Annotated in this window: 15 protein-coding genes and 7 pseudogenes; 9 read left to right on the top strand and 13 right to left on the bottom strand. The window is 74.7% G+C overall.

Annotation, left to right across the window (positions count from 1 at the left end):
* Positions 1-10 precede the first annotated feature (10 nt).
* Complete coding sequence (locus MW084_RS15670) at positions 11-1,225, bottom strand: sensor histidine kinase (RefSeq protein ID WP_010470337.1); 1,215 nt, start codon at positions 1,223-1,225, stop codon at positions 11-13.
* 133 nt (positions 1,226-1,358) lie between these two features.
* On the opposite strand from MW084_RS15670, the gene MW084_RS15665 reads away from it, so the two are divergent.
* Complete coding sequence (locus MW084_RS15665; RefSeq protein ID WP_029553467.1) at positions 1,359-2,357, top strand: SAM-dependent methyltransferase; 999 nt, start codon at positions 1,359-1,361, stop codon at positions 2,355-2,357.
* 5 nt (positions 2,358-2,362) lie between these two features.
* On the top strand, positions 2,363-3,523 hold the full coding sequence (locus MW084_RS15660) for an NADH-quinone oxidoreductase subunit D (RefSeq protein ID WP_010470339.1): 1,161 nt from the start codon (positions 2,363-2,365) through the stop codon (positions 3,521-3,523).
* A gap of 76 nt (positions 3,524-3,599) precedes the next feature.
* Here the strand turns inward: MW084_RS15660 and MW084_RS15655 are convergent.
* From MW084_RS15655 to MW084_RS15640, 4 genes and pseudogenes are all read right to left on the bottom strand, one after another.
* Positions 3,600-4,074 (bottom strand): annotated as a pseudogene (locus MW084_RS15655) (hypothetical protein); the annotation flags it as partial.
* Positions 4,075-4,084: 10 nt separating this feature from the next.
* Positions 4,085-4,605 (bottom strand): annotated as a pseudogene (locus tag MW084_RS15650) (hypothetical protein); the annotation flags it as partial.
* 132 nt (positions 4,606-4,737) lie between these two features.
* Positions 4,738-5,449 (bottom strand): annotated as a pseudogene (locus MW084_RS15645) (glycine betaine ABC transporter substrate-binding protein); the annotation flags it as partial.
* Positions 5,450-5,759: 310 nt separating this feature from the next.
* Complete coding sequence (locus tag MW084_RS15640) at positions 5,760-6,872, bottom strand: alpha/beta hydrolase (RefSeq protein ID WP_010470341.1); 1,113 nt, start codon at positions 6,870-6,872, stop codon at positions 5,760-5,762.
* A gap of 157 nt (positions 6,873-7,029) precedes the next feature.
* Here MW084_RS15640 and MW084_RS15635 point away from each other — a divergent pair, with 157 nt between their 5' ends.
* From MW084_RS15635 to MW084_RS15610, 6 genes are all read left to right on the top strand, one after another.
* Positions 7,030-8,895: a phosphatidylglycerol lysyltransferase domain-containing protein gene (locus MW084_RS15635; RefSeq protein WP_050986755.1), complete on the top strand. Its 1,866-nt coding sequence runs from the start codon at positions 7,030-7,032 to the stop codon at positions 8,893-8,895.
* A gap of 98 nt (positions 8,896-8,993) precedes the next feature.
* A complete protein-coding gene (folP, locus tag MW084_RS15630; RefSeq protein ID WP_010470345.1) occupies positions 8,994-9,857 on the top strand; it encodes a dihydropteroate synthase in 864 nt (287 codons plus the stop codon).
* On the top strand, positions 9,854-10,315 hold the full coding sequence (locus MW084_RS15625; RefSeq protein WP_010470346.1) for a nuclear transport factor 2 family protein: 462 nt from the start codon (positions 9,854-9,856) through the stop codon (positions 10,313-10,315). The genes folP and MW084_RS15625 overlap by 4 nt, the downstream gene beginning before the upstream one ends.
* A 153-nt stretch (positions 10,316-10,468) precedes the next feature.
* Complete coding sequence (folB, locus tag MW084_RS15620; RefSeq protein ID WP_010470347.1) at positions 10,469-10,828, top strand: dihydroneopterin aldolase; 360 nt, start codon at positions 10,469-10,471, stop codon at positions 10,826-10,828.
* Positions 10,825-11,424, top strand: coding sequence for a 2-amino-4-hydroxy-6-hydroxymethyldihydropteridine diphosphokinase (gene folK / locus MW084_RS15615; protein WP_010470348.1), 600 nt, complete (start codon positions 10,825-10,827; stop codon positions 11,422-11,424). The genes folB and folK overlap by 4 nt, the downstream gene beginning before the upstream one ends.
* 55 nt (positions 11,425-11,479) lie before the next feature.
* Positions 11,480-11,965: a DUF3180 domain-containing protein gene (locus MW084_RS15610; RefSeq protein ID WP_010470349.1), complete on the top strand. Its 486-nt coding sequence runs from the start codon at positions 11,480-11,482 to the stop codon at positions 11,963-11,965.
* A 254-nt stretch (positions 11,966-12,219) separates the two neighbouring features.
* Here MW084_RS15610 and folE read toward each other — a convergent pair whose 3' ends face one another.
* The 8 genes and pseudogenes from folE to MW084_RS24600 form a co-directional block, all read right to left on the bottom strand.
* Entirely contained in the window at positions 12,220-12,825 is a 606-nt protein-coding gene (folE, locus tag MW084_RS15605) for a GTP cyclohydrolase I FolE (RefSeq protein WP_010470350.1), read from the bottom strand.
* Between the two features lie 98 nt (positions 12,826-12,923).
* The gene (gene ftsH, locus MW084_RS15600) at positions 12,924-14,951 is read right to left on the bottom strand and encodes an ATP-dependent zinc metalloprotease FtsH (RefSeq protein WP_010470351.1); all 2,028 of its coding nucleotides are present in this window, start codon (positions 14,949-14,951) and stop codon (positions 12,924-12,926) included.
* A 205-nt stretch (positions 14,952-15,156) separates the two neighbouring features.
* Complete coding sequence (hpt, locus tag MW084_RS15595) at positions 15,157-15,696, bottom strand: hypoxanthine phosphoribosyltransferase (RefSeq protein ID WP_010470352.1); 540 nt, start codon at positions 15,694-15,696, stop codon at positions 15,157-15,159.
* Between the two features lie 94 nt (positions 15,697-15,790).
* Positions 15,791-16,730 (bottom strand): annotated as a pseudogene (tilS, locus tag MW084_RS15590) (tRNA lysidine(34) synthetase TilS); the annotation flags it as partial.
* A 1-nt stretch (position 16,731) separates the two neighbouring features.
* Positions 16,732-16,857, bottom strand: a pseudogene (locus tag MW084_RS15585) (tRNA lysidine(34) synthetase TilS); the annotation flags it as partial.
* A 268-nt stretch (positions 16,858-17,125) separates the two neighbouring features.
* On the bottom strand, positions 17,126-18,253 hold the full coding sequence (locus tag MW084_RS15580; RefSeq protein WP_010470354.1) for a zinc-dependent metalloprotease: 1,128 nt from the start codon (positions 18,251-18,253) through the stop codon (positions 17,126-17,128).
* A 95-nt stretch (positions 18,254-18,348) separates the two neighbouring features.
* Positions 18,349-19,462: pseudogene (gene dacB, locus MW084_RS15575) on the bottom strand (D-alanyl-D-alanine carboxypeptidase/D-alanyl-D-alanine endopeptidase); the annotation flags it as partial.
* A gap of 1 nt (position 19,463) precedes the next feature.
* Positions 19,464-19,765, bottom strand: a pseudogene (locus MW084_RS24600) (D-alanyl-D-alanine carboxypeptidase/D-alanyl-D-alanine endopeptidase); the annotation flags it as partial.
* A gap of 136 nt (positions 19,766-19,901) precedes the next feature.
* Here MW084_RS24600 and MW084_RS15565 point away from each other — a divergent pair.
* Positions 19,902-20,396 carry an inorganic diphosphatase gene (locus tag MW084_RS15565; protein ID WP_010470356.1) on the top strand — a complete coding sequence of 165 codons (495 nt, stop codon included), beginning with the start codon at positions 19,902-19,904 and terminating at the stop codon, positions 20,394-20,396.
* Positions 20,397-20,431: the final 35 nt, after the last annotated feature.

Below are 20,431 nucleotides of genomic sequence, written 5' to 3'. Positions count from 1 at the left end.
GAGAGACGCCCTAGTGGGCGGGCTTCAGGGGGAGCAGCGCGCTGATCCGGAAGCCTCCGCCCGGACGCGGGCCGGCGTCCAGGGTGCCGCCGACCATGCCGACCCGCTCGCGCATGCCGATCAGGCCGTGCCCCCGGCCGTCCGCGCCGCCGTCCGCGTACGTCTCGTGCGCCGCGCCCCGGCCGTCGTCCTCGACGAGCAGTCCGAGCCCGTCGTCGAAGTACGTCAGCCGCACGCGCGCGCCGGCGTCCGGGCCGCCGTGCTTGCGGGTGTTGGTGAGGGCCTCCTGGACGATGCGGTACGCCGTGAGCTCCACCCCGGTGGGCAGCCGGCGCGGGGTGCCCTCGACCCTGAAGTCGACGGGGAGGCCGGCGGTGCGGACCTGTTCGACGAGGTCGCCGATCTGCTGCACGTCCGGTTGCGGGACGTACTCCCCCGCCTCCTCCGGTTCACCGGTCCGCAGGATGCCGAGCAGCCGCCGCATCTCCGCGAGGGCCTGCCGGCCGGTGGAGGAGATGGTCTCCAGCGCCTGCCGCGCCTGGTCCGGCGAGGCGTCCAGCACGTAGGCGGCGCCGTCCGCCTGGACCACCATGACGGAGACGTTGTGGGCGACCACGTCGTGGAGTTCGCGCGCGATGCGGGCCCGTTCGGCGGCGACGGCGACCTTGGCCCGCGCCTCCCGCTCGCGCTCCAGCCGGTCCGCGCGCTCCTCCAGCTGGGCCAGGTAGGCGCGGCGGGTGCGCATCGAGTCGCCGAGGACCCAGGCGAGCACGAACGGCACCGACATCACGACCGTGGAGAACATCCGCCCGGTGGCGGAGATGTGCTCCATCGGCCACCGCAGCTGCGAGACCGTGGCCGCGCACGCCCCGCCGGCCAGGGCGAGCCGCGACGCCCAGCGCGGCCCGTCGTGGGCGGCGACGCTGTAGATGGCGACGAGCATGGCGAAGTCGGCCGGGTTGGGCGGGAGGTCGACCAGGAGCTGCACGCCCCCGAGGGCCACCGCCAGCAGCAGCATCCTCTCCGGCATGCGGCGGCGCAACGCCACGACCAGCCCGAACAGCAGGGCGACCGCGGCGGCGACCGGCTCGCCCGGGCCGCCCGGTCCGCCCGGCCCGCCCGGGACCGTGGCCACCCACAGGACGGAGAGGCCGGACAGCACCAGCGCCCAGAAGCTGTCGACACCCGTCGGGTGCCTGCGGAGGAAGTCGTAGAGGTGCTGCACACGGCCAGCGTAGGGAAACCGGACAGGTGCGCGGGTCAACCGGGAGTGCGATCCGGTTCGCCGGCTCCTACTCCCCAGGGTGGACACTGTGCCCGTGGCGGAGGAGACGGCGGGGGACGGCTGGGGAGGCGGCATGACCTGGGACGACCGGTCGTGGCGGGGATGGCGGGCGGCGGCGGGCGACGCGCTGTACGGGCCGGGCGGGTTCTACCTCCGCCCCGAGGGCCCCGCAGGTCACTTCCGCACCTCCGTGCACGCCTCGCCCCTGTACGCCGCCGCCGTCGCCCGGCTGCTGGAGCGCGTCGCCGCGGACCTCGGGGCGGGCGCGGGGGCGGACGGCGCGGACGAGGTGGCGTTCGTCGACATGGGCGCCGGCCGCGGTGAGCTGGTGACCGGGGTGCTGGCCGCGCTCCCGCCGGACCTGCGCGTACGGGCGTACGCCGTGGAGCGCGCCCCCCGGCCCCCGGGCCTGGACCCGCGCGTGGAGTGGGTGGCCCGCCCGCCCGCCGGGGTGCGGGGGCTGCTGTTCGCGAACGAGTGGCTGGACAACGTCCCGGTCGACGTCGCCCAGGTCGGCGACGACGGCACCGTCCGGTACGTGGAGGTGCGGCAGGACGGCGCCGAACGGCTCGGCCCGCCGGTCACCGGGGCGGACGCGGAGTGGCTCGACCGCTGGTGGCCGCTGCGGGAGCCGGGGGCGCGGGCCGAGATCGGCCGGCCCCGCGACGAGGCGTGGACGGCGGCCGCGCGCACCGTGGAGGCGGGGCTGGCGGTCGCGGTGGACTACGCGCACACGGCGGGCGCCAGGCCCCCCTTCGGCACGCTGACCGGCTTCCGCCAGGGCCGCGAGGTCCGGCCCGTCCCGGACGGCACCTGCGACCTCACCTCCCACGTCGCCCTGGACGCGTGCGCGGCCGCGGCGGCCGGGCCGGCCGAACTGCTGCCGCAGCGGGAGGCGCTGCGGCGGCTCGGGGTGTCCGGGGAGCGGCCGGCCCTCGCGCTCGCCTCGTCCGACCCGGCCGCCTACGTACGGGCCCTCGCCGCCGCCGGCCAGGCCGCCGAGCTGACCGCGCGCGGCGGACTGGGCGACTTCACCTGGCTGCTCCAGCGGCGGCCCGCCGGGGGATACTGAGCGCCATGACGGAGAGCACCCCGCCCCGGGAGACCACGGTCGGCATCGGAGGCGCCGCCGAGAGCACCGACATGGTGCTGAACATCGGCCCCCAGCACCCCTCGACGCACGGTGTGCTCCGCCTCCGCCTGGTCCTCGACGGCGAGGTGATCCGGCACGCGGAGCCGGTGGTCGGGTACATGCACCGCGGCGCCGAGAAGCTGTTCGAGGCGCGCGACTACCGGCAGATCATCATGCTGGCCAACCGCCACGACTGGCTTTCGGCGTTCTCCAACGAGCTGGGCGTCGTCCTCGCCGTCGAGCGGATGCTCGGCATGGAGGTACCGGAGCGGGCCGTGTGGACGCGGACCCTGCTCGCCGAGCTCAACCGGGTCCTGAACCACCTGATGTTCCTCGGCTCGTACCCGCTGGAGCTGGGCGGCATCACGCCGATCTTCCACGCGTTCCGGGAGCGGGAGGACCTCCAGCGCGTCATGGAGGAGGTCTCCGGCGGCCGGATCCACTACATGTTCAACCGGGTCGGCGGGCTGAAGGAGGACCTCCCCGCGGGCTGGCTGGACCGCACCCGCGAGACCGTCGCCGCCGTCCGCTCCCGCATGGACGTGTACGACCGGCTGGTCCTCGGCAACGAGATCTTCCGCGGCCGCACCCGGGGCGTCGGCGTGCTCTCCCCGGAGGCGGTGCACGCGTACGGGGTGAGCGGCCCGATCGCCCGCGCCTCCGGCGTCGACTTCGACCTGCGCCGCGACGAGCCGTACCTGGCGTACGGGGAGCTGCGGGACACGCTGAGGGTCGTCACCCGGCGGGAGGGCGACTGCCTCGCCCGGTTCGAGTGCCTGCTGGAGCAGACGCACAACGCGCTGGACCTGGCCGACGCCTGCCTGGACCGGATCGCGCACCTGCCGCCCGGCCCGGTCAACCAGCGGCTGCCGAAGGTCCTCAAGGCGCCCGAGGGCCACACGTACGCGTGGACGGAGAACCCGCTCGGCGTCAACGGCTACTACCTGGTCTCCAAGGGCGACAAGACCCCGTACCGGCTGAAGCTGCGCTCCGCCTCGTACAACAACATCCAGGTGCTGTCGGAGCTGCTGCCGGGGACGCTGGTCGCGGACATGGTGGCGATCCTGGGGTCGTTCTTCTTCGTCGTCGGCGACATCGACAAGTAGGCGCCCCGCGCACGGGAACGGCGGCGGGGACCCGGGGTCCCCGCCGCCGTCGCGGCCCACGTGCGCGAAAGGACGCCTACGAGCCCACCGCGTTCCGCAGCCCGGCCACGTCGAGCTGCTCGGTCTCGTCGTGCGCGGTCAGGTCGATGACCTCGCCGTCGGCCCGCTCCCCGTCCCCTCCGGCGGGACGCGCGGCGGCGAGCGCCTCCTCCCCCACCACGTCCGCCAGGTCCTCGTCCTGGACGGAGGCGGGGACGGAGGCGGGCTTCGCGGCGGCGGGCTTCGCGGGGGCGGACTTCGCGGCGGCGGGCTCTCCGGCGCCGGAACCGCCGGCCGCCTTCCGCGTGCCGAAGAAGTCGAAGCCGCCCACCGGACGCGGGGCGGGACGGCGCCGGGCGGCCTGCGGGACGGCGGCCGCGGGCGGGACGGGGCGCGTCGCCAGGGCGGACGTCCCGGTCGTGCGGGAGGTGGCCCCCGAGGGGCCGGGCGCGGCCTCGGCGGCCGGGCGGGCCTCCCGGGCGGCGGCGCCGCGCGCGAGGAGGTCGAGGGCCNGCGCGNCANCGCAGGTAGTCCTCCCTGGCCGGGGCCCCGGCCGCGCGGCCCCCGCCGTCCGCCCGGGCGCCGGGGGCGGAGCCCAGGGCGAGCCGGCGGCGGCCCTCCAGGGCGCTGGCGCGCTCGGTCTCGGCGGTGGCGTACCGGCGCAGCAGCTCCGCGTGCTCGTTGCGGAGGCCGGCGAGCTCGACCCGCTTGGCGCGCAGCTTCGCGTCGAGCTTGGCGCGCAGCTCGCGGGCCTCCTCCAGGTCGGCCTCCAGTTCGGCTACGCGCTCCTCGGCCCTCCACCGCTCGCCGGCACGGGCACGGGTCAGTTCGGCGACGCGACGACCGGCCGCGCGGTCCCAGACGCGCATGAGGACCGCGCCCGTCACGGCGGCGGCCGCGGCGGCGGCGACCAGCAGGCGCAGTCCGAGCGGGTCGGCCAGGAGCCAGGCGCCCGCGGCGCAGAGGACGGACGCGCCGGCCACCGCGGAGGGCGGCAGCAGCCGGTGCAGGGGTGGGGAATGGCGGTGGCGTCCACGTGGCATGGCTGGAAATTTACCGTGCGTACGGGAACTTCGGGACGTCAGCCTGGCAATGTTTTTTCCATACGATCACCGGGACCGGCCGTTCCGCTTCCGGCCCCGGCGGGCCTCACCCACCGATCAGTCCCTTCTCCTTCAGTGGGCCTCGGCGACATCGGCGGGTTTTGCGCGTTCGGTGTCGGCCTTCCGGTTCGACTCGATCGGATCGGCGGTCGACAGCGCCTTGGTGATCTTGCCTGGAGCGGTGGCGATCCGGGGTGAACCGGCGTCCCCCGCATTGACGACCGGCAGCACGTTGTCCGCGCTCCGAAGCTTTTCGCCGTCCTCCAGGAGCACCGGCCCGAAGGCGTCGAGCGCGGCGTCCGCCGCCGTGGTGGACACGGGCCGGTCGGCGCCGTCCTTCACGGCCTGCTCGGCCCGCGGCGTGCCCGCGCCCCCGGGGTCCGCCCCGCCACGTCGATTCCGTGGACAAACTTCAGGCCGGGCGCGCAGAAGGGCCGCACGGTGCCCTCGCCACCGCCGCGATCTTCACCTTCAGCTTCGAACGGAGCAGATCCGAAAGGGACTTCGGCTTGTGCCGCGCCGTGAATTCCCGGCTCACCGCGAATGCCTTCCGGTCGGCCGCCCCGCCCGCCGGAAGGATCTCCGGTCCGCGCGGCGCGGCGGGCTTCTCCAGGGCCGCCACGGTCGCCGCCACGTCGCCGAACACGACGGGCTTCTCCCGGGGCGCCTTCGGGCCGTTCGCCTTCGCGTTGCGGAATTCCGCAAGCGTAGCCGCGTATTCCGGTACGACGCCGATCTCGCCCTTCTCCAGGGCCGGTTCGTACGGCTCGCGGTTCCCGGCCGTCCTTGGCCGAGGTGCGGTGTCCGGCGCCGGCGGGGCCCCCCGCGTACGGCTGGCTGCCGAGCGGCGCGGGGACGGGCGGCGCGGGACGGGCGGCGCGGGGACGGGCGGCGCGCCCGATTCCGTACGGGAGCGCACCCGGCCCGTGGAGGCGCGGATGCCGCCGGGCGGATCGCCGGAGGAGGCGCTCTCCGCGACGCTCCGGTGCGAGGCGGGCCGGGTCGCCGTCGTGGACCCCGCCGCCGGCGACCGCCACCCGGGTGTCCTCGCCCCGGACGGCCGCACGGGGCGCTGCGCCGCCCGGCGGGCGGCGTCACGCCGCGCTGAGGCGGGCGCCGAGCCAGACCAGGGCGGGCGGTATCTCGCGGTTCCAGGTGCCGAAGTTGTGGCCCCCGCTGTCCAGCGTGATCGACGAGACGCGCGCGGGGGGCCTCACCCCGGCGATGAAGTCCCGCGTCCCCCGGAGGTTCCCCTCCCCCTTCCGGGAGGTCGTGACCAGGAACGACGACCTGCCCTGCGGCAGGTGGCCGAGGCTCCACAGCAGGTCCGCCCGGTTCCGCAGCCGCGCGTCGCCCCGGAACAGGTCGCCGGTCGTGACGTCCTCGGCCGCCCGGTAGTACGCCGAGAGGCCCGCGCCCGCCGCGTACCTGTCCGGGTGGTGGAGCGCGATCTTCAGGGCGCAGTACCCGCCGGTCGAGTTGCCGATGAGGCCCCAGTTCCGCGCGGCCCGGCCCACCCGGTACGCCTCCGAGACCGCCCTCGGCAGGTCCTCGGCGAAGTACGTCTCCGTGCGCGGCCCGCCCGGCACGTCCACGCACTCGGTGTCCCGCGGCGGCGCGACGGTCGGGCGGAGCATCACCAGGACCATCGGCTGCATCCTCCCGGCCCTGGCCTGCTCGTACGCGGTGCGGGGGTAGCGCAGGCCCTTGAGCAGGTTCTCGGCGGTGCCCGGGTAGCCGGTGAGGACCACGGCGGCGGGGAAGGTCCGCCGGGAGTGGGCGGGCCGGAAGTACTCCGGCGGCAGGTAGACGTACGCGGGGCTCGCGATGCCGGACCTCCCGCCGGAGATCACCACCTTCTGGATCTGGCCGCCGACCTGCGGGCGGTGGCCGCCCGGCACGTCCAGCGGGCGCTTCTCCAGGACCTCGACGCGACCGCCGGGCACCGGGTGGTCGACGACCACGCCCGGCGCCCGCTCCCGGCCCAGGAGGTCCGCCCAGGAGCCGTAGAACAGGAAGTGGCCGTTGGCGGCGAGGCCCACCGCCGCGAACAGCGAGAGCTGGGTCGCCAGGAGCAGGCCGACCCTGCCGAGCACGGCCCGCGCGGACCGCCCGGCGAGCCGCGGCCACCGCCACACCGTGACCGCGAACAGCGCGGCGGCCACCAGGACGGCCAGCGCCAGGACCTTGCCACCGGTGAGACCCATGCGTCGCCCCAGCCTTCCTCGTCGAGATTTTCCGCGGCGCGAGTGAACCGCCCGCACGGACCTGCCGTCCTAGAGGGCACGTGCCGTCCGGCTGGCCGGCTCCGACGCCGTCGGGGCCGAAGGGGCGCGTCAACCTCTCGCGGAGCCACAGGAAGTCATGTCTGTCACGGTAGATGGGGACAAGTCGGCATCGGTTCCGGCCCGGTGGCGTCGGATCCCGCGCGGGCCGCGGGCCGGCCGGGCGCCCTCGCTCGCCGGCACGGCCTGCGCGCTCGCCGGACTGGTGGACGTCGCCGCCGGGGTGTCCTCCCGCTTCCGGACGAGCCGGCTCCGCGACCTGGCGGAGGTCCTGCCGGGCACGCCCGGCCCGCCGTCCGCCGCGCTCTCCCTCACCACCGGCGTCCTGCTGCTCCTGCTGGGGCACGCCCTGAAGCGCCGCAAGCGCCGCGCCTGGTGGGCCGCTGTGGCCCTGCTCCCGGCCGGGGCGGCGGCGCAGTTCGCGTACCGCCACTCCGTGACGGGCGCGCTGCTGTCACTGGCCCTGCTGGCGCTGCTGCTGCGCCACCGCGGGGAGTTCGCCGCCCGGCCGGCCCCGCGCGGCCGCCGGCGGGCACTGGCCGGCCTCGCCCTCACCGGCACCGCCTCGCTGGTCCTGGGCCTGGCCGTCGTGAGCGCCCACCCCGGAAGGACCGGCGGGGACCCGGACCTGAGCGACCGCCTGGAGCACGTCCTGCTCGGCCTGCTCGGCGCCGAGGGGCCGATCGCGTACGCCGGCGGCGCGGCGTGGACGGTCGGCTGCGCGCTCGGCGCGCTCGGCCTGCTCACCGCCGCCACCACCGTCCACCTGGCGTTCCGCCCCGAGCAACCGGTCGCCCGGCTCGGCGAGGACGACGAGGCCCGGCTGCGCGAACTGCTCGCCGCGCACGGCGGCCGCGACTCCCTCGGCCACTTCGCGCTCCGCCGCGACAAGGCGGTCGTCTTCTCCCCGAGCGGCAAGGCCGCCGTCGCCTACCGCGTCGTCTCCGGGGTGATGCTGGCCGGCGGCGACCCGATCGGCGACGTGGAGGCCTGGCCCGGCGCCATCGAGCGGTTCATGGACGAGGCCAGGGCGCACTCCTGGACGCCCGCCGTCATGGGCTGCTCCGAGACCGGCGGCCGGGTGTGGACCCGCGAGACCGGCCTGGACGCCCTGGAGCTGGGCGACGAGGCGGTGGTGGAGGTCGCGGACTTCTCGCTCTCCGGACGGGCCATGCGCAACGTCCGCCAGATGGTCAAGCGCATCGAGCGCAACGGCTACCGGACCCGGGTGCGGCGCGTTTGCGACCTGCCGGAGGACGAGCTGGAGCGCATACGGCGGGCCGCGGCCGACTGGCGGGGCACCGACACCGAACGCGGCTTCTCCATGGCCCTGGGTCGCATCGGGGACCCGGCGGACGGCGACGCGGTGATCGCGACCGCCCACCGGGCGGACGAGGCGGCGGACGGCGCGCCGGACGCCTCCCCGTACGGGGACCTGAAGGCGGTCATCCACTTCGTCCCGTGGGGACCGGCCGGGATGTCCCTGGACCTGATGCGCCGCGACCGCTCCGCCGACCCCGGCATGAACGAGCTGCTGATCGTCGCCGCCCTGCGGGCCGCCCCGCTGCTGGGCGTCGAGCGGGTGTCGCTGAACTTCGCGATGTTCCGCTCGGCGCTGGCCCGCGGCGAGCGGCTGGGCCCCGGCCCGGTCCTGCGGGTGTGGTGCGGACTGCTGGTGTTCCTGTCCCGCTGGTTCCAGATCGAGTCGCTGTACCGGTTCAACGCGAAGTTCCGGCCGCGCTGGGAGCCCCGCTTCGTCCTCTACCCCGCCGCGCGCGACCTGCCCCGCGTCGGCTTCGCCGCGATGCGGGCCGAGGGCTTCGTGAACCCGGCCCCGCCCCGCCCGTTCCGCCGCCGCGCCGACCGCCCGGCCCGTTCGCGCACCGCCCCGTCCCCCGCGCCCGCCGCGCCCGCCGCGTCCGAACGGGGGATGCGCGCGGCCTGACGCCCCGTCCGCGCCCGTCCCGCGGGTGCCGCCCGGACGGGCCCCCGGCACCCGGCCCGGTCGCCGCCCCGCCGCCCCGCCGGGCCTACGCTGGGGGCATGAGTACGCTGCGTGCACGGGGCACGGTCCAGGGGCTGCCGGAGTGGGACCGCTGCGCGGTCATGGGCGTCGTCAACGTGACGCCCGACTCCTTCTCCGACGGCGGGCGCTGGTTCGACACCGCCGCCGCCGTCGAGCACGGCCTGGAGCTGGCCGCCCAGGGGGCGGACCTGGTGGACGTCGGCGGCGAGTCGACGCGGCCGGGCGCCACCCGGGTGGACGAGGACGAGGAGCTGCGGCGGGTCGTGCCGGTCGTGCGGGGCCTGGCCTCGCAGGGCGTCGTCGTCTCCGTCGACACGATGCGCGCGTCGGTCGCGCGCCGGGCCGTGGAGGCGGGCGCCGTGCTCGTCAACGACGTCAGCGGCGGCCTGGCCGACCCGGACATGGTGCCGTCCGTCGCCGCCGCGCAGGTGCCCTTCGTCGTGATGCACTGGCGCGGCTTCAGCGAGGACATGAACGCCCTCGCCGTCTACGACGACGTGGTCGCCGAGGTCGTCGCGGAGGTCCGGGCGCGCGTGGAGGCGGTCGTCGCGGGCGGCGTGGCCCCCGAACGGCTCATCGTCGACCCCGGTCTGGGCTTCGCCAAGCGGGCCGAGCACGACCTGGCCCTCGTGGCCCACCTGGCGGAGCTGCGGACCCTCGGCCGCCCCCTGCTGGTTGCCGCCTCCCGGAAGCGGTTCCTGGGCCGCGTGCTGGCCCGGGAGGGGCACGCCCCGCCGCCGGCGCGGGAGCGGGACGCCGCGACGGCCGCGGTCTCCGCGATCGCCGCCCACGAGGGCGCCTGGGCCGTGCGCGTCCACGAGGTGCGGGCGACGGCGGACGCCGTCCGCGTGGCCCGCGCCGTCGAGGGCGCCGCCTCGTGAGCGGCTCCCGCACCGACACCGAGGCGGTCGAACTGGCCAACACCGCCTTCTACGAGGCGGTGGAGCAGGGCGACTTCGAGGCGGTCGCCGACCTGTGGCTGGACGACCGGTACGGCGAGGTCTCCTGCGTCCACCCGGGCTGGCCGGTGCTGTCCGGCCGGGGCGAGGTGCTCCGCTCGTACGCGCTGATCATGGCGAACACCGAGTACATCCAGTTCTTCCTGACAGACGTGAGGGTCTCGGTCGCGGCGGACACGGCGGTGGTGACCTGCACGGAGAACATCCTCAGCGGCGGCCCGGCCGAGGACGGCGCGGAACTGGGCCCGCTGGTCGGCCAGCTGGTCGTCGCGACGAACCTGTTCCGCCGCACCCCGGACGGCTGGAAGGTCTGGTCCCACCACGGTTCGCCCGTCCTGGCGGAGTCCGGCGACGACGAGGACGACGGGAGCGCGGTGTGAGCGCCCCGCGCGGATAGACGGGACCGCGGGAAGGCCCCCGTCGGGACCTGTGCGGGTCCTGTCGGTGGACGCGGGTAGATTCGAGGGGTTGCGACCGGGCCGACCGCACCGGCCCGGAAGCTTCCCGGACCTACGACAGCAGGAGTGATTCGCGTGGATCGTGTCGCGCTGCGCGGCCTCAGGGCCCGCGGGCACCACGGCGTCTTCCCCAAGGAGCGGGAGGAGGGCCAGACGTTCATCGTGGACGTGGTGCTGGGCCTCGACACCCGGCCCGCCGCCCAGGAGGACGACCTGGCGAAGACCGTCCACTACGGCGTCGTGGCGGAGGAGGTCGTCGGCGTGGTGCGGGGCGAGCCGGTCGACCTGATCGAGACGCTGGCCGAGCGCATCGCCCGGCAGTGCCTCGGGCACGAGGGTGTGCAGGAGGTCGAGGTGTGCGTGCACAAGCCGGACGCCCCGATCACCGTCCCGTTCGACGATGTGACCATCACGATCACCCGGAGCCGCGTATGAACCGCACGCCCAGCGACCCGACGGTACAGCCGGTGCCCGCCTCCGTGACGGAGCAGGTCGACGCCGCCGACACCACGCTGTCCAACCCCAGGCCGGCCGTCCTCTCCCTGGGAGGGAACCTCGGCAACCGCCTGGAGAACCTCCAGGGGGCCGTCGACGCCCTGGAGGACACCCCCGGCGTGCGGGTCAAGGCCGTGTCGCCCGTCTACGAGACGGAGCCCTGGGGCGTCGACCCGGACACCCAGCCCCCGTACCTGAACGCCGTGGTCCTGGTGAAGACCACCCTGCCCCCCTCGTCGCTGCTGGAGCGGGCGCACGCCGTGGAGGAGGCGTTCGACCGCGTGCGCACGGAGCGGTGGGGCGCCCGGACGGTCGACGTGGACATCGTGGCGTACGCGGACGAGGTCTCCGACGACCCCGCCCTCACCCTGCCCCACCCGCGCGCCCACCAGCGGGCCTTCGTGCTGCGCCCCTGGCTGGACGTGGAGCCGGAGGCCCGGCTCCCCGGGGCGGGGCGGGTGGCGGACCTGCTGGCCGGTGTCGCCCAGGAAGGCGTCACCGTCCGCCGGGACCTGGAACTCCGCCTCCCCGACTGACCGTTCCCCCTTACGGAACCGCAGGCGACGGCACCGACAGACGCGAAGGACACCGGTGAAGCAACTCAGGGTCAAGGTACTGGCCGGACTCTTCGTGGCGGCCGGCGTCCTCTCCTGGGGCGGCGCACGGCTGTGGGACGCCTTCGGCACCCTGCCGAGCGTCCCGCTGGCCGCCCCGATCGTGCTGGCCGCCATCGCGGCGGTCCTCGCGGCGACGGCGCTGTCCCTGCGCGCCCGGCTGCGGGCGCAGCGCGAGCGCCGCCCCGGCGCGAAGGGCGTGGAGCCGCTGATGGCGGCCCGCGCGGTGGTCTTCGGCCAGGCCAGTGCCCTGGTCACGGCCGCGGTCAGCGGCATGTACGGGGGTACGGGAGCCTTCCTGCTGGGCTTCCTGGACGTCCCGGCCCGCCGCGACCAGGCCCTCTACGCGGGCTTCGCCGTGCTGGCCGGTTTCGCGGTGATCGCGGCGGCGCTGTTCCTGGAGCGGGTGTGCCGGCTGCCCGAGGACGACGAGCCCCCGGGCGCCTCTCCGTCGGCGGCGTAGCGCCACCCGCCGCGCCGCTCCCGCCGGGAGCCGGTCGCCGCATCCCGCACCCGCGCCCCGGACCGTCCCCGCGCCGCGGGGCCGCCTCCCGGGGCGCACCCGTACCCGTGGCCGTGCTCCGGCCGCACTCCGGGGCGTGCGCTCCCGCTCCGGGCCGCGGCCGTACCGCGGCGGGCCGCGCTCGTGTCGCGGGGCGCGCCCGGTGGTGCGTGCGTCTGCCGCAGGCCGTGCCTCCGCCGCGCGGTGAGGGGCCGCTAACGGGCCATGATGAGGCTCATCGCCTCGGTGCGGGTCGCCATGTCCCGCAGCTGGCCCCGCACGGCCGAGGTGAGGGTCTTGGCGCCGGGCTTGCGGATCCCGCGCATGGACATGCACATGTGCTCGCACTCGATGACCACGATCACGCCGCGGGGTTCGAGGATCTCCATCAGCGAGTCGGCGATCTGCGTGGTCAGCCGCTCCTGCACCTGCGGGCGGCGGGCGTACACGTCCACCAGCCGGGCCAGCTTCGACAGGCCGGTGATCTTCCCCGAGGACGAGGGGATGTAGCCGACGTGGGCCACGCCCCGGAACGGCACCAGGTGGTGCTCGCAGGTCGAGAAGACCTCGATGTCCTTGACCAGCACCATCTCGTCGTGGCCGAGGTCGAAGGTCGTGGTCAGCACGTCCTCCGGCTGCTGCCACAGCCCCGCGAATATCTCCTTGTACGCCCGCGCCACCCGTGCGGGCGTGTCCCGCAGGCCCTCCCGGTCGGGGTCCTCGCCGATCGCGATGAGGAGTTCACGCACGGCGTTCTCGGCGCGCTTCTCGTCGAACTCGCCGATCGTGCCCTCGCCGTCCAGCGTCACCGCGTCGGTCATGTGTCCTCGTTCCGTTCCGGCCTGGAGTGCGCAAATGCCGCACCCCCACAGGCTAGAACCTGGGGGGCGCGGCATCCATTCCGGGTGGGGCGTCGGGGTCAGGACTCCGGTCGCTCCTCCGGGGCCGCCTCGGCGGTCTTCGTCGTCTCCACCGACGTGGCCGTGGTGGCCGCCGCCGGGGCGGCGCCGTTGGTCAGCGCCAGTTCCTTCGGCGAGAGCACCGGCGGCCGCGTCGACGGCGTACGCCGCGAGGAGCCGGTCCACGCCGGGCGGGGCGGGCGCTTCACGATCGGGGCGAAGATCTCGGCGATCTCCTCCTTGCCGAGCGTCTCCTTCTCCAGGAGCTGGAGGACCATGTTGTCGAGGACGTCGCGGTTCTCGACGAGGATCTCCCAGGCCTCGTTGTGCGCGGTCTCGATGAGCTTCTTGACCTCTTCGTCGACCAGCGCGGCGACCTCCTCGGAGTAGTCCCGCTGGTGCGCCATCTCACGGCCGAGGAAGGGCTCGGTGTTGTCGCCGCCGAACTTGATCGCGCCGAGCCGCTCGGTCATGCCGTACTGGGTGACCATCGCGCGGGCCGTGGCGGTGGCCTTCTCGATGTCGTTGGCCGCGCCGGTGGTCGGGTCGTGGAAGACCAGTTCCTCGGCGGCGCGCCCGCCCAGCATGTAGGCGAGCTGGTCGAGCATCTCGTTGCGCGTGGTCGAGTACTTGTCCTCGTCCGGCAGGACCATGGTGTAGCCCAGGGCACGGCCGCGGGACAGGATGGTGATCTTGTGGACGGGGTCGGAGTTCGGGGACGCCGCGGCGACGAGGGCGTGACCGGCCTCGTGGTACGCGGTGATCTTCTTCTCCTTGTCCGACATGATCCGGGTCCGCCGCTGCGGGCCCGCGACCACGCGGTCGATCGCCTCGTCCAGCATCTCGTTGTCGATCAGCTTCTTGTTGCTGCGCGCCGTGAGGAGCGCCGCCTCGTTCAGCACGTTCGACAGGTCGGCGCCGGTGAAGCCGGGCGTGCGGCGGGCGACGGCGGCCAGGTCGACGCCGGGCGCGACCGGCTTGCCCTTCTGGTGGACCTTGAGGATCTCCAGGCGGCCCTGCATGTCCGGGCGGTCGACCGCGATCTGGCGGTCGAAGCGGCCGGGGCGCAGGAGGGCCGGGTCGAGGATGTCCGGGCGGTTCGTGGCGGCGATCAGGATGACGCCGCCCTTGACGTCGAAGCCGTCCATCTCGACGAGCAGCTGGTTCAGCGTCTGCTCGCGCTCGTCGTGGCCGCCGCCGAGGCCAGCGCCGCGGTGCCGTCCGACGGCGTCGATCTCGTCGACGAAGACGATCGCCGGGGCGTTCGCCTTGGCCTGCTCGAAGAGGTCGCGGACCCGGGAGGCGCCGACACCCACGAACATCTCGACGAAGTCGGAGCCGGAGATCGAGTAGAACGGGACGCCCGCCTCGCCAGCCACGGCCCGCGCGAGGAGCGTCTTGCCCGTTCCGGGCGGGCCGTACAGCAGCACGCCCTTGGGGATCTTGGCGCCGACGGCCTGGAACTTGGCGGGCTCCTGGAGGAACTCCTTGATCTCGTGGAGCTCCTCGACCGCCTCGTCCGACCCGGCGACGTCGGCGAACGTCGTCTTGGGCGTGTCCTTGGTGATCAGCTTGGCCTTGGACTTCCCGAAGTTCATGACCCGGGAGCCGCCGCCCTGCATCTGGTTCATCAGGAAGAGGAAGACCAGCACGATCAGGACGAAGGGCAGCAGCGAGAGGAGCACGGAGACGAAGGCGCTCTGCTTCGTCGGCGAGATCGTGTAGCCCTTGTCGATCTCACCGGCCTCGTACTTCTGCTGCAGCGTCGCGGCGAGGTCGGAGCCCTGGGTCCCGATGTAGCTCGCCTGGATCTTGTCACTGCCGTCGATCTTCTGGCCGTCCTTCAGGTCGGCCTTGATCATCTGTTCGTCGCCGGTGGTCAGCTTGACCTGGTCGACCTGGTTCTTGGCGATCGCCTGGACGACCTTGCCGGTGTCCACCGTCTTGTAGCCGCCCGACGAGCCGACGACCTGCATCAACACGACCACGGCGAGGACGGCCAGCACGATCCACATGACCGGCCCACGGAAGTATCGCTTCACGTCCATCCATACGGAGCGATGCCGCCCCGTCCCTCCTGCCCGTAGGTAAATGCTGCTGTGAGAGTGAGACCCGCGCCGGTGTCCGGATCGGCACGGGTGTGGAAAAAGCTGTTCTTCGGACGGTACCCCAGCATTGTTGCCCGTGGCCGCCTTCCCCACGCTCAACGCGGAGAAGGCGGCCTGGGTTCCCGGGCCGCCGGGGCCCGGTCCGTCAGCCCCCGTAGACGTGCGGCGCGAGCGTCCCGACGAACGGGAGGTTGCGGTACTTCTCGCCGTAGTCCAGCCCGTACCCCACGACGAACTCGTTGGGGATGTCGAAGCCGACCCACTTCACGTCGAGCGCCACCTTGGCCGCCTCGGGCTTGCGCAGCAGCGTGCAGACCTCCAGGGAGGCCGGCTCGCGCGAGCCGAGGTTGGACAGCAGCCAGGACAGCGTCAGTCCGGAGTCGATGATGTCCTCGACGATCAGGACGTGCCTGCCCTTGATGTCGGTGTCCAGGTCCTTGAGGATCCGGACGACACCCGAGGACTGGGTGCCCGCCCCGTAGGAGGAGACGGCCATCCAGTCCATGGTGACGGGGGTGGACAGGGCGCGCGCCAGGTCCGCCATCACCATCACGGCACCCTTGAGGACGCCGATGATGAGCAGGTCCCTGCCCGCGTACTCCTCGTCGATGCTCGATGCCAGCTCGGCCAGCTTGGCGTCGATCTCTTCCTTGGTGATGAGCACCGACTTGAGGTCGGCGCCCATGTCGTTCTGGTTCACCCGGGTCACTTTCGTTGCAGCCTGCGTCGGCCTGGACGGCCTGGACGGCCTCCCGGCCGACGCCTCGGCCGGTATTCGGTCAGCCTTGCCGGATGACCAGTCTGCCACCCTGACGTCGGGCGACGACGCGGCCGGGCAGATTGATCGCGCCCTGACCCCGCCATCCGGTGATCAGCCGGTCCAGTTCCTCGACGTGCCGGGCGAACAGCGAGCCGGCCGGGGCGCCCTCGGCGATGGCCGCGCGGCGCAGGATCCGGCGGCGCACCGCGGGCGGCAGCGCGTACAGCCGGGCGCACTCCAGCAGGCCGTCCTCGTCGCGGACGGAGGCGTCGGCCTCGGCGGCCCAGCGGTCCAGGGCGTCGGCGTCGTCGCGGCAGAGCTGCGCGGTACGGGCGAGGGCCTCCACGACGCCCTTGCCGAGCGACTTCTCCAGGGCGGGCAGCCCCTCGTGGCGCAGCCGGGACCGCGTGTACGCCGGGTCGGCGTTCATCGGGTCGTCCCAGACGGGCAGGGACTGGGCCAGGCACGCCTTGCGGGCGGTCTGGCGGTCGAGGTGCAGGAAGGGGCGGCGGTAGCGGCCGGCGGCGCCGGAGACGGCGGCCATGCCGGACAGGGACCGGATGCCGGAGCCGCGCGCGAGGCCGAGGAGGACGGTCTCGGCCTGGTCGTCGCGGGTGTGGCCGAGCAGGACGGCGGCGGCGCCCAGGCGTTCGGCGGCCTCGTCCAGGGCGGCGTACCGGGCTTCGCGGGCGGCCGCCTCGGGCCCGCCCTCGCGGCCGACGGTCACCGCGACGGTCTCGACCGGGTCGAGCCGCAGGGCCCTGAGCCGGGAGGCGACCTCGGCGGCCCGCAGGCCGGAGCCGGGCTGGAGGCCGTGGTCGACGGTGACGCCGCCGGCGCGGACGGCCAGCTTGCGCGCCTCGAAGGCGAGGGCGGAGGCCAGCGCCATGGAGTCGGCGCCGCCGGAGCAGGCGACCAGCACGAGCGGCGGTGCGCCGGCGCGCCCGGTCCGGCCGGGGNGTCCGGGTGGGCGGGAGCGGCCGCCGCGGGGCAGGCGGCGGCGTTCCGGGAGACTTCGTTGAGTACGTCGTGGAGTACGCGGCGAACCGCCAGGCGTATCGCCGCGACCGCAGGATGGGGACCCATGTCCGGTGCCCTTCGTGGAGTTTGGGGTGCCTCGGTGGGGAGTCGTGCCGGTCGGAACGGGGAGTTCGGTCACGCGGGCCGTCACTCAGCGTGCGTCGATCGTGACAGAACACGGCCGTTCCCCGAGCATCGCACGCCCATCCCTCGTCCACGGTCCCTCGGACGGGTGATTGAGGCGACGCCGTTCCGGGGACCCCCGGGCCCGGCCGGGGGTCCCGGTCCGGTCGGCCGGGGGCCGGCCCGGTCGTCCGGGGGCCGGCCCGGTTCCTCAGTCCGTCCTGCGGTGCACCCTCGCCACCCACTCCGCGGGCCTGGCGATCTCCGCCTTCGTGGGCAGGGTGTTCGGGGAGGTCCACACCCGGTTGAAGCCGTCCATGCCGACCTCGTCGACGACGGCGCGGACGAACCGCTCCCCGTCGCGGTACTGGCGGAGCTTGGCGTCCAGGCCCAGGAGCCTGCGCAGCGCCATGTCCAGGCGGGACGCCCCCCGTGCGCGGCGCTGCTGGAACTTCTCGCGGATCTCCGCGACGGACGGCACGACCTGCGGGCCGACGCCGTCCATCACGTAGTCGGCGTGGCCTTCGAGGAGCGACATGACGGCCGTGAGGCGGCCGAGGATCTCGCGCTGCTCGGGCGTCTGGACCAGTTCGACGAGGGAGCGTCCGCCGTCGTCCTCCTCGTCCTCCGGGCGGGCGCCCGTGAAGGCCTGGACGGCGTCGCGGAGACGTTCCAGCACGTTCATGGGGTCCATGTCGGTCGCGCCGAGGAACGTCTGGATCTCGCCGCGCAGGTGGTCGCGCAGCCACGGCACGGCGGTGAACTGCGTGCGGTGGGTCTCCTCGTGGAGGCTGACCCACAGGCGGAAGTCGTGCGGGTCGACGGCGAGCTCCCGCTCGACGTGGACGATGTTGGGCGCGACCAGGAGGAGCCGGCCGCCGCCGTTCTCCCCGGCGGGCAGTTCGCGGGTGGCGGGGGCGAAGGTCTCGTACTGGCCGAGGACGCGGGAGGCGAGGAAGGACAGGAGCATGCCCAGCTCCACGCCGGTGACCTTGCCGCCGACCGCGCCGAGGACCGCGCCGCCCGGGCCGGCGGAGCGGCGCTTCGCCATCTTGTCCAGCAGCGGGGTGAGCAGCTCGCGGAAGCCCGCGACGTTCGCCCGGATCCATCCGGCGCGGTCCACGACGAGGACGGGGGTGTCCTCCGGCTCGTGCCCGTCCTGGACCATGCGGGTGAATCCGCGGACGTGCTCCTCCGAGGCCCTGGCGTGCCGCCGCAGTTCGGCGACGACCTCCCGCGCCTGGTCGCGGCTCACCTCGGGTCCCGGGCGCACCAATCGGGTCGCGGTCGCCACCGCGAGATTCCAGTCGACCATCCCGGCACCACCGATGCTCGTCATGCGTCAACCGTACGTGCTCCGCGCCGCGAGGGAGACCCCGCGCGGTGGGCGGGTGTGCGGGGNNNNCNNTCGGGTCCCGTACGGGCCGCCGCGGATCAGGCGGCGGTCAGGGCGGCGGCGAGGGCGTCCAGGGCCGGCTGGGCCTCGTACGGGGAGGGGGTGTTCGACGCCAGGAAGGCGAAGGCCAGGAGGCGGCCGTCGCGGGTCACCGCCGTGCCCGCCAGGGCGTTCACGCCCGTCAGGGTGCCGGTCTTCGCCCGGACGAGGCCCGCGGCCGGGGAGCCGTCCGCGTAGCGGCCCTCCAGGGTGCCGTTGAAGCCGCCTACCGGGAGGCCCGTCAGGACGGGGCGCAGTTCGGGGCGGGCGGGGTCGGCGGCGCGGGCCAGGAGCGCGGTGAGGAGGCGGGCGGAGACGCGGTTGCGGCGGTCGAGGCCGCTGCCGTCCCTGAGGACGGCGCCGTCCAGCGGCACGCCGAGCCGCCGCAGCCGCTCCCGCACCGCCCGTCCGGCGCCGTCGAAGCCGGCGGGGTGGCCGGTCGCCCGGGCGGTCGCCCGGGCCAGCGCCTCCGCCAGGTCGTTGTCGCTGTGCGTCAGGGTGCGCTCCACCAGGGCCGACAGGGGCGCCGAGTGCGTCGCGGCGAGCCGCAGCGGCCCGCGCGGGGCCCGGCCGGGCACGGGGGCCGCCGGCACCTTCACCCCCCGGGCCGCGAGGAGCCCCGCGAAGGCGCGCGCCGTCTCCCCGGCCGGGTCCGCCGCGCGCGGGGCCGGGCCGGCCGTGGAGCCGTCGAGGCGCCCCGCGCCGGTCATGAGCGCGGTGACGGGGGCGATGTTGTCGTTGGCCCCGATCGGGTGCCGCGCCGGCCCCCGGTACAGGGAGGTGTCGTACGTCAGGGCCGCGGGCGTCGCGCGGCGGGCGCGCAGCGCCTTCGCGGTGGCCGCCGCCAGGGCCTCCAGGCGGTTCCGGTCGAGCGTCGGGTCGCCGCCGCCGACGAGGGTGACCGTGCGGGCGTCCCGCGTCGCCACGACGGTGGTGGTGAGGCGGTGGTCGGGGCCCAGGGCCGAGAGGGCCGCCGCCGCGGTGGCGATCTTGACGGTGGAGGCCGGGACCATGGGCGTCGCCGCACCGTGCCCGTACAGCAGGCGGCCGGTCGCCGCGTCCACGACGGCCGCCGTGCGCGGCGCGCCGAGACCGGGGGCGCGCAGCAGGGGGNCGAGCGTCCCACCAATCTTGACTACGGCGCAGAGCGCCAACGTGTCACGGCCGGGCCGCCAGGGGCGCGAGCACCGCGGGCGCGCTGGGCGCGGGTGCGGGCGCGAGGCTCGCGGGGGCGCCCGGCGCGGCGGCCCGGCCGTGATGTGCGCCACCTGTGGCGGACCCGGCGGCCGTGCGGTCGCGTTCGGCCGTACGCTGGCCTCCGTCCCAGGGACCGGCGAGACCCGCCGCCGTGGCGGCCAGGGCGACACCGGCGACGGCGGAGCCCGCGGCCAGCCGTAGCACGTTCCGCTCCAGCACGGCTGACCAGCCCCTTTCGCGAGCACTCGGTTGCGTGAGGGACACTTAACCACTGAGCTGGGCCACGAGCACGGCACCTCGGTGATCACGGCGGTCCAGTGACCCGACATTGTGATTGATCTTGGAGGAGCCACCCGTGGAGTTCGACGTCTGCATCGAGATCCCGAAGGGTTCGCGGAACAAGTACGAGGTGGACCACGAGACCGGTCGCATCCGGCTCGACCGCCACCTGTTCACCTCGACCGTGTACCCGGCGGACTACGGCTTCGTCGAGGGCACCCTGGGTGAGGACGGCGACCCGCTGGACGCGCTGGTCATCCTGGACGAGCCGACCTTCCCCGGTGTCCTGGTCAAGTGCCGCGCGGTCGGCATGTTCCGCATGACCGACGAGGCCGGCGGCGACGACAAGCTGCTGTGCGTCCCGGCGTCGGACCCGCGCATGGAGCACCTGCAGGACATCCAGAACGTGCCGGAGTTCGACCGCCTGGAGATCCAGCACTTCTTCGAGGTCTACAAGGACCTGGAGCCCGGCAAGTCCGTCGAGGGCGCCGACTGGGTCGGCCGCGCCGAGGCGGAGGCCGAGATCGAGGCGTCCATCAAGCGCCTGAAGGAGCAGGGCGGCGCCCACTGAGGCCCCTTCCCCTCCCCTGACACCCGCTCNNCTAT

Origin of the sequence: Streptomyces sudanensis (assembly GCF_023614315.1) — a bacterium.
Taxonomy (GTDB): Bacteria; Actinomycetota; Actinomycetes; order Streptomycetales; family Streptomycetaceae; genus Streptomyces; species Streptomyces sudanensis.
This window is presented reverse-complemented; position numbering and strand designations above follow the sequence as displayed.

What these genes read in the sequence shown, in the direction of transcription:
- MW084_RS15665 (WP_029553467.1), top strand. Translation starts at nt 1,359, where the DNA reads ATGACCTGGGACGACCGGTCGTGGCGGGGATGGCGGGCGGCGGCGGGC.
- MW084_RS15660 (WP_010470339.1), top strand. Translation starts at nt 2,363, where the DNA reads ATGACGGAGAGCACCCCGCCCCGGGAGACCACGGTCGGCATCGGAGGC.
- MW084_RS15640 (WP_010470341.1), bottom strand. Translation starts at nt 6,872, where the DNA reads ATGGGTCTCACCGGTGGCAAGGTCCTGGCGCTGGCCGTCCTGGTGGCC.
- MW084_RS15635 (WP_050986755.1), top strand. Translation starts at nt 7,030, where the DNA reads ATGTCTGTCACGGTAGATGGGGACAAGTCGGCATCGGTTCCGGCCCGG.
- folP (WP_010470345.1), top strand. Translation starts at nt 8,994, where the DNA reads ATGAGTACGCTGCGTGCACGGGGCACGGTCCAGGGGCTGCCGGAGTGG.
- folK (WP_010470348.1), top strand. Translation starts at nt 10,825, where the DNA reads ATGAACCGCACGCCCAGCGACCCGACGGTACAGCCGGTGCCCGCCTCC.
- folE (WP_010470350.1), bottom strand. Translation starts at nt 12,825, where the DNA reads ATGACCGACGCGGTGACGCTGGACGGCGAGGGCACGATCGGCGAGTTC.
- ftsH (WP_010470351.1), bottom strand. Translation starts at nt 14,951, where the DNA reads ATGGACGTGAAGCGATACTTCCGTGGGCCGGTCATGTGGATCGTGCTG.
- hpt (WP_010470352.1), bottom strand. Translation starts at nt 15,696, where the DNA reads ATGGGCGCCGACCTCAAGTCGGTGCTCATCACCAAGGAAGAGATCGAC.
- MW084_RS15580 (WP_010470354.1), bottom strand. Translation starts at nt 18,253, where the DNA reads ATGACGAGCATCGGTGGTGCCGGGATGGTCGACTGGAATCTCGCGGTG.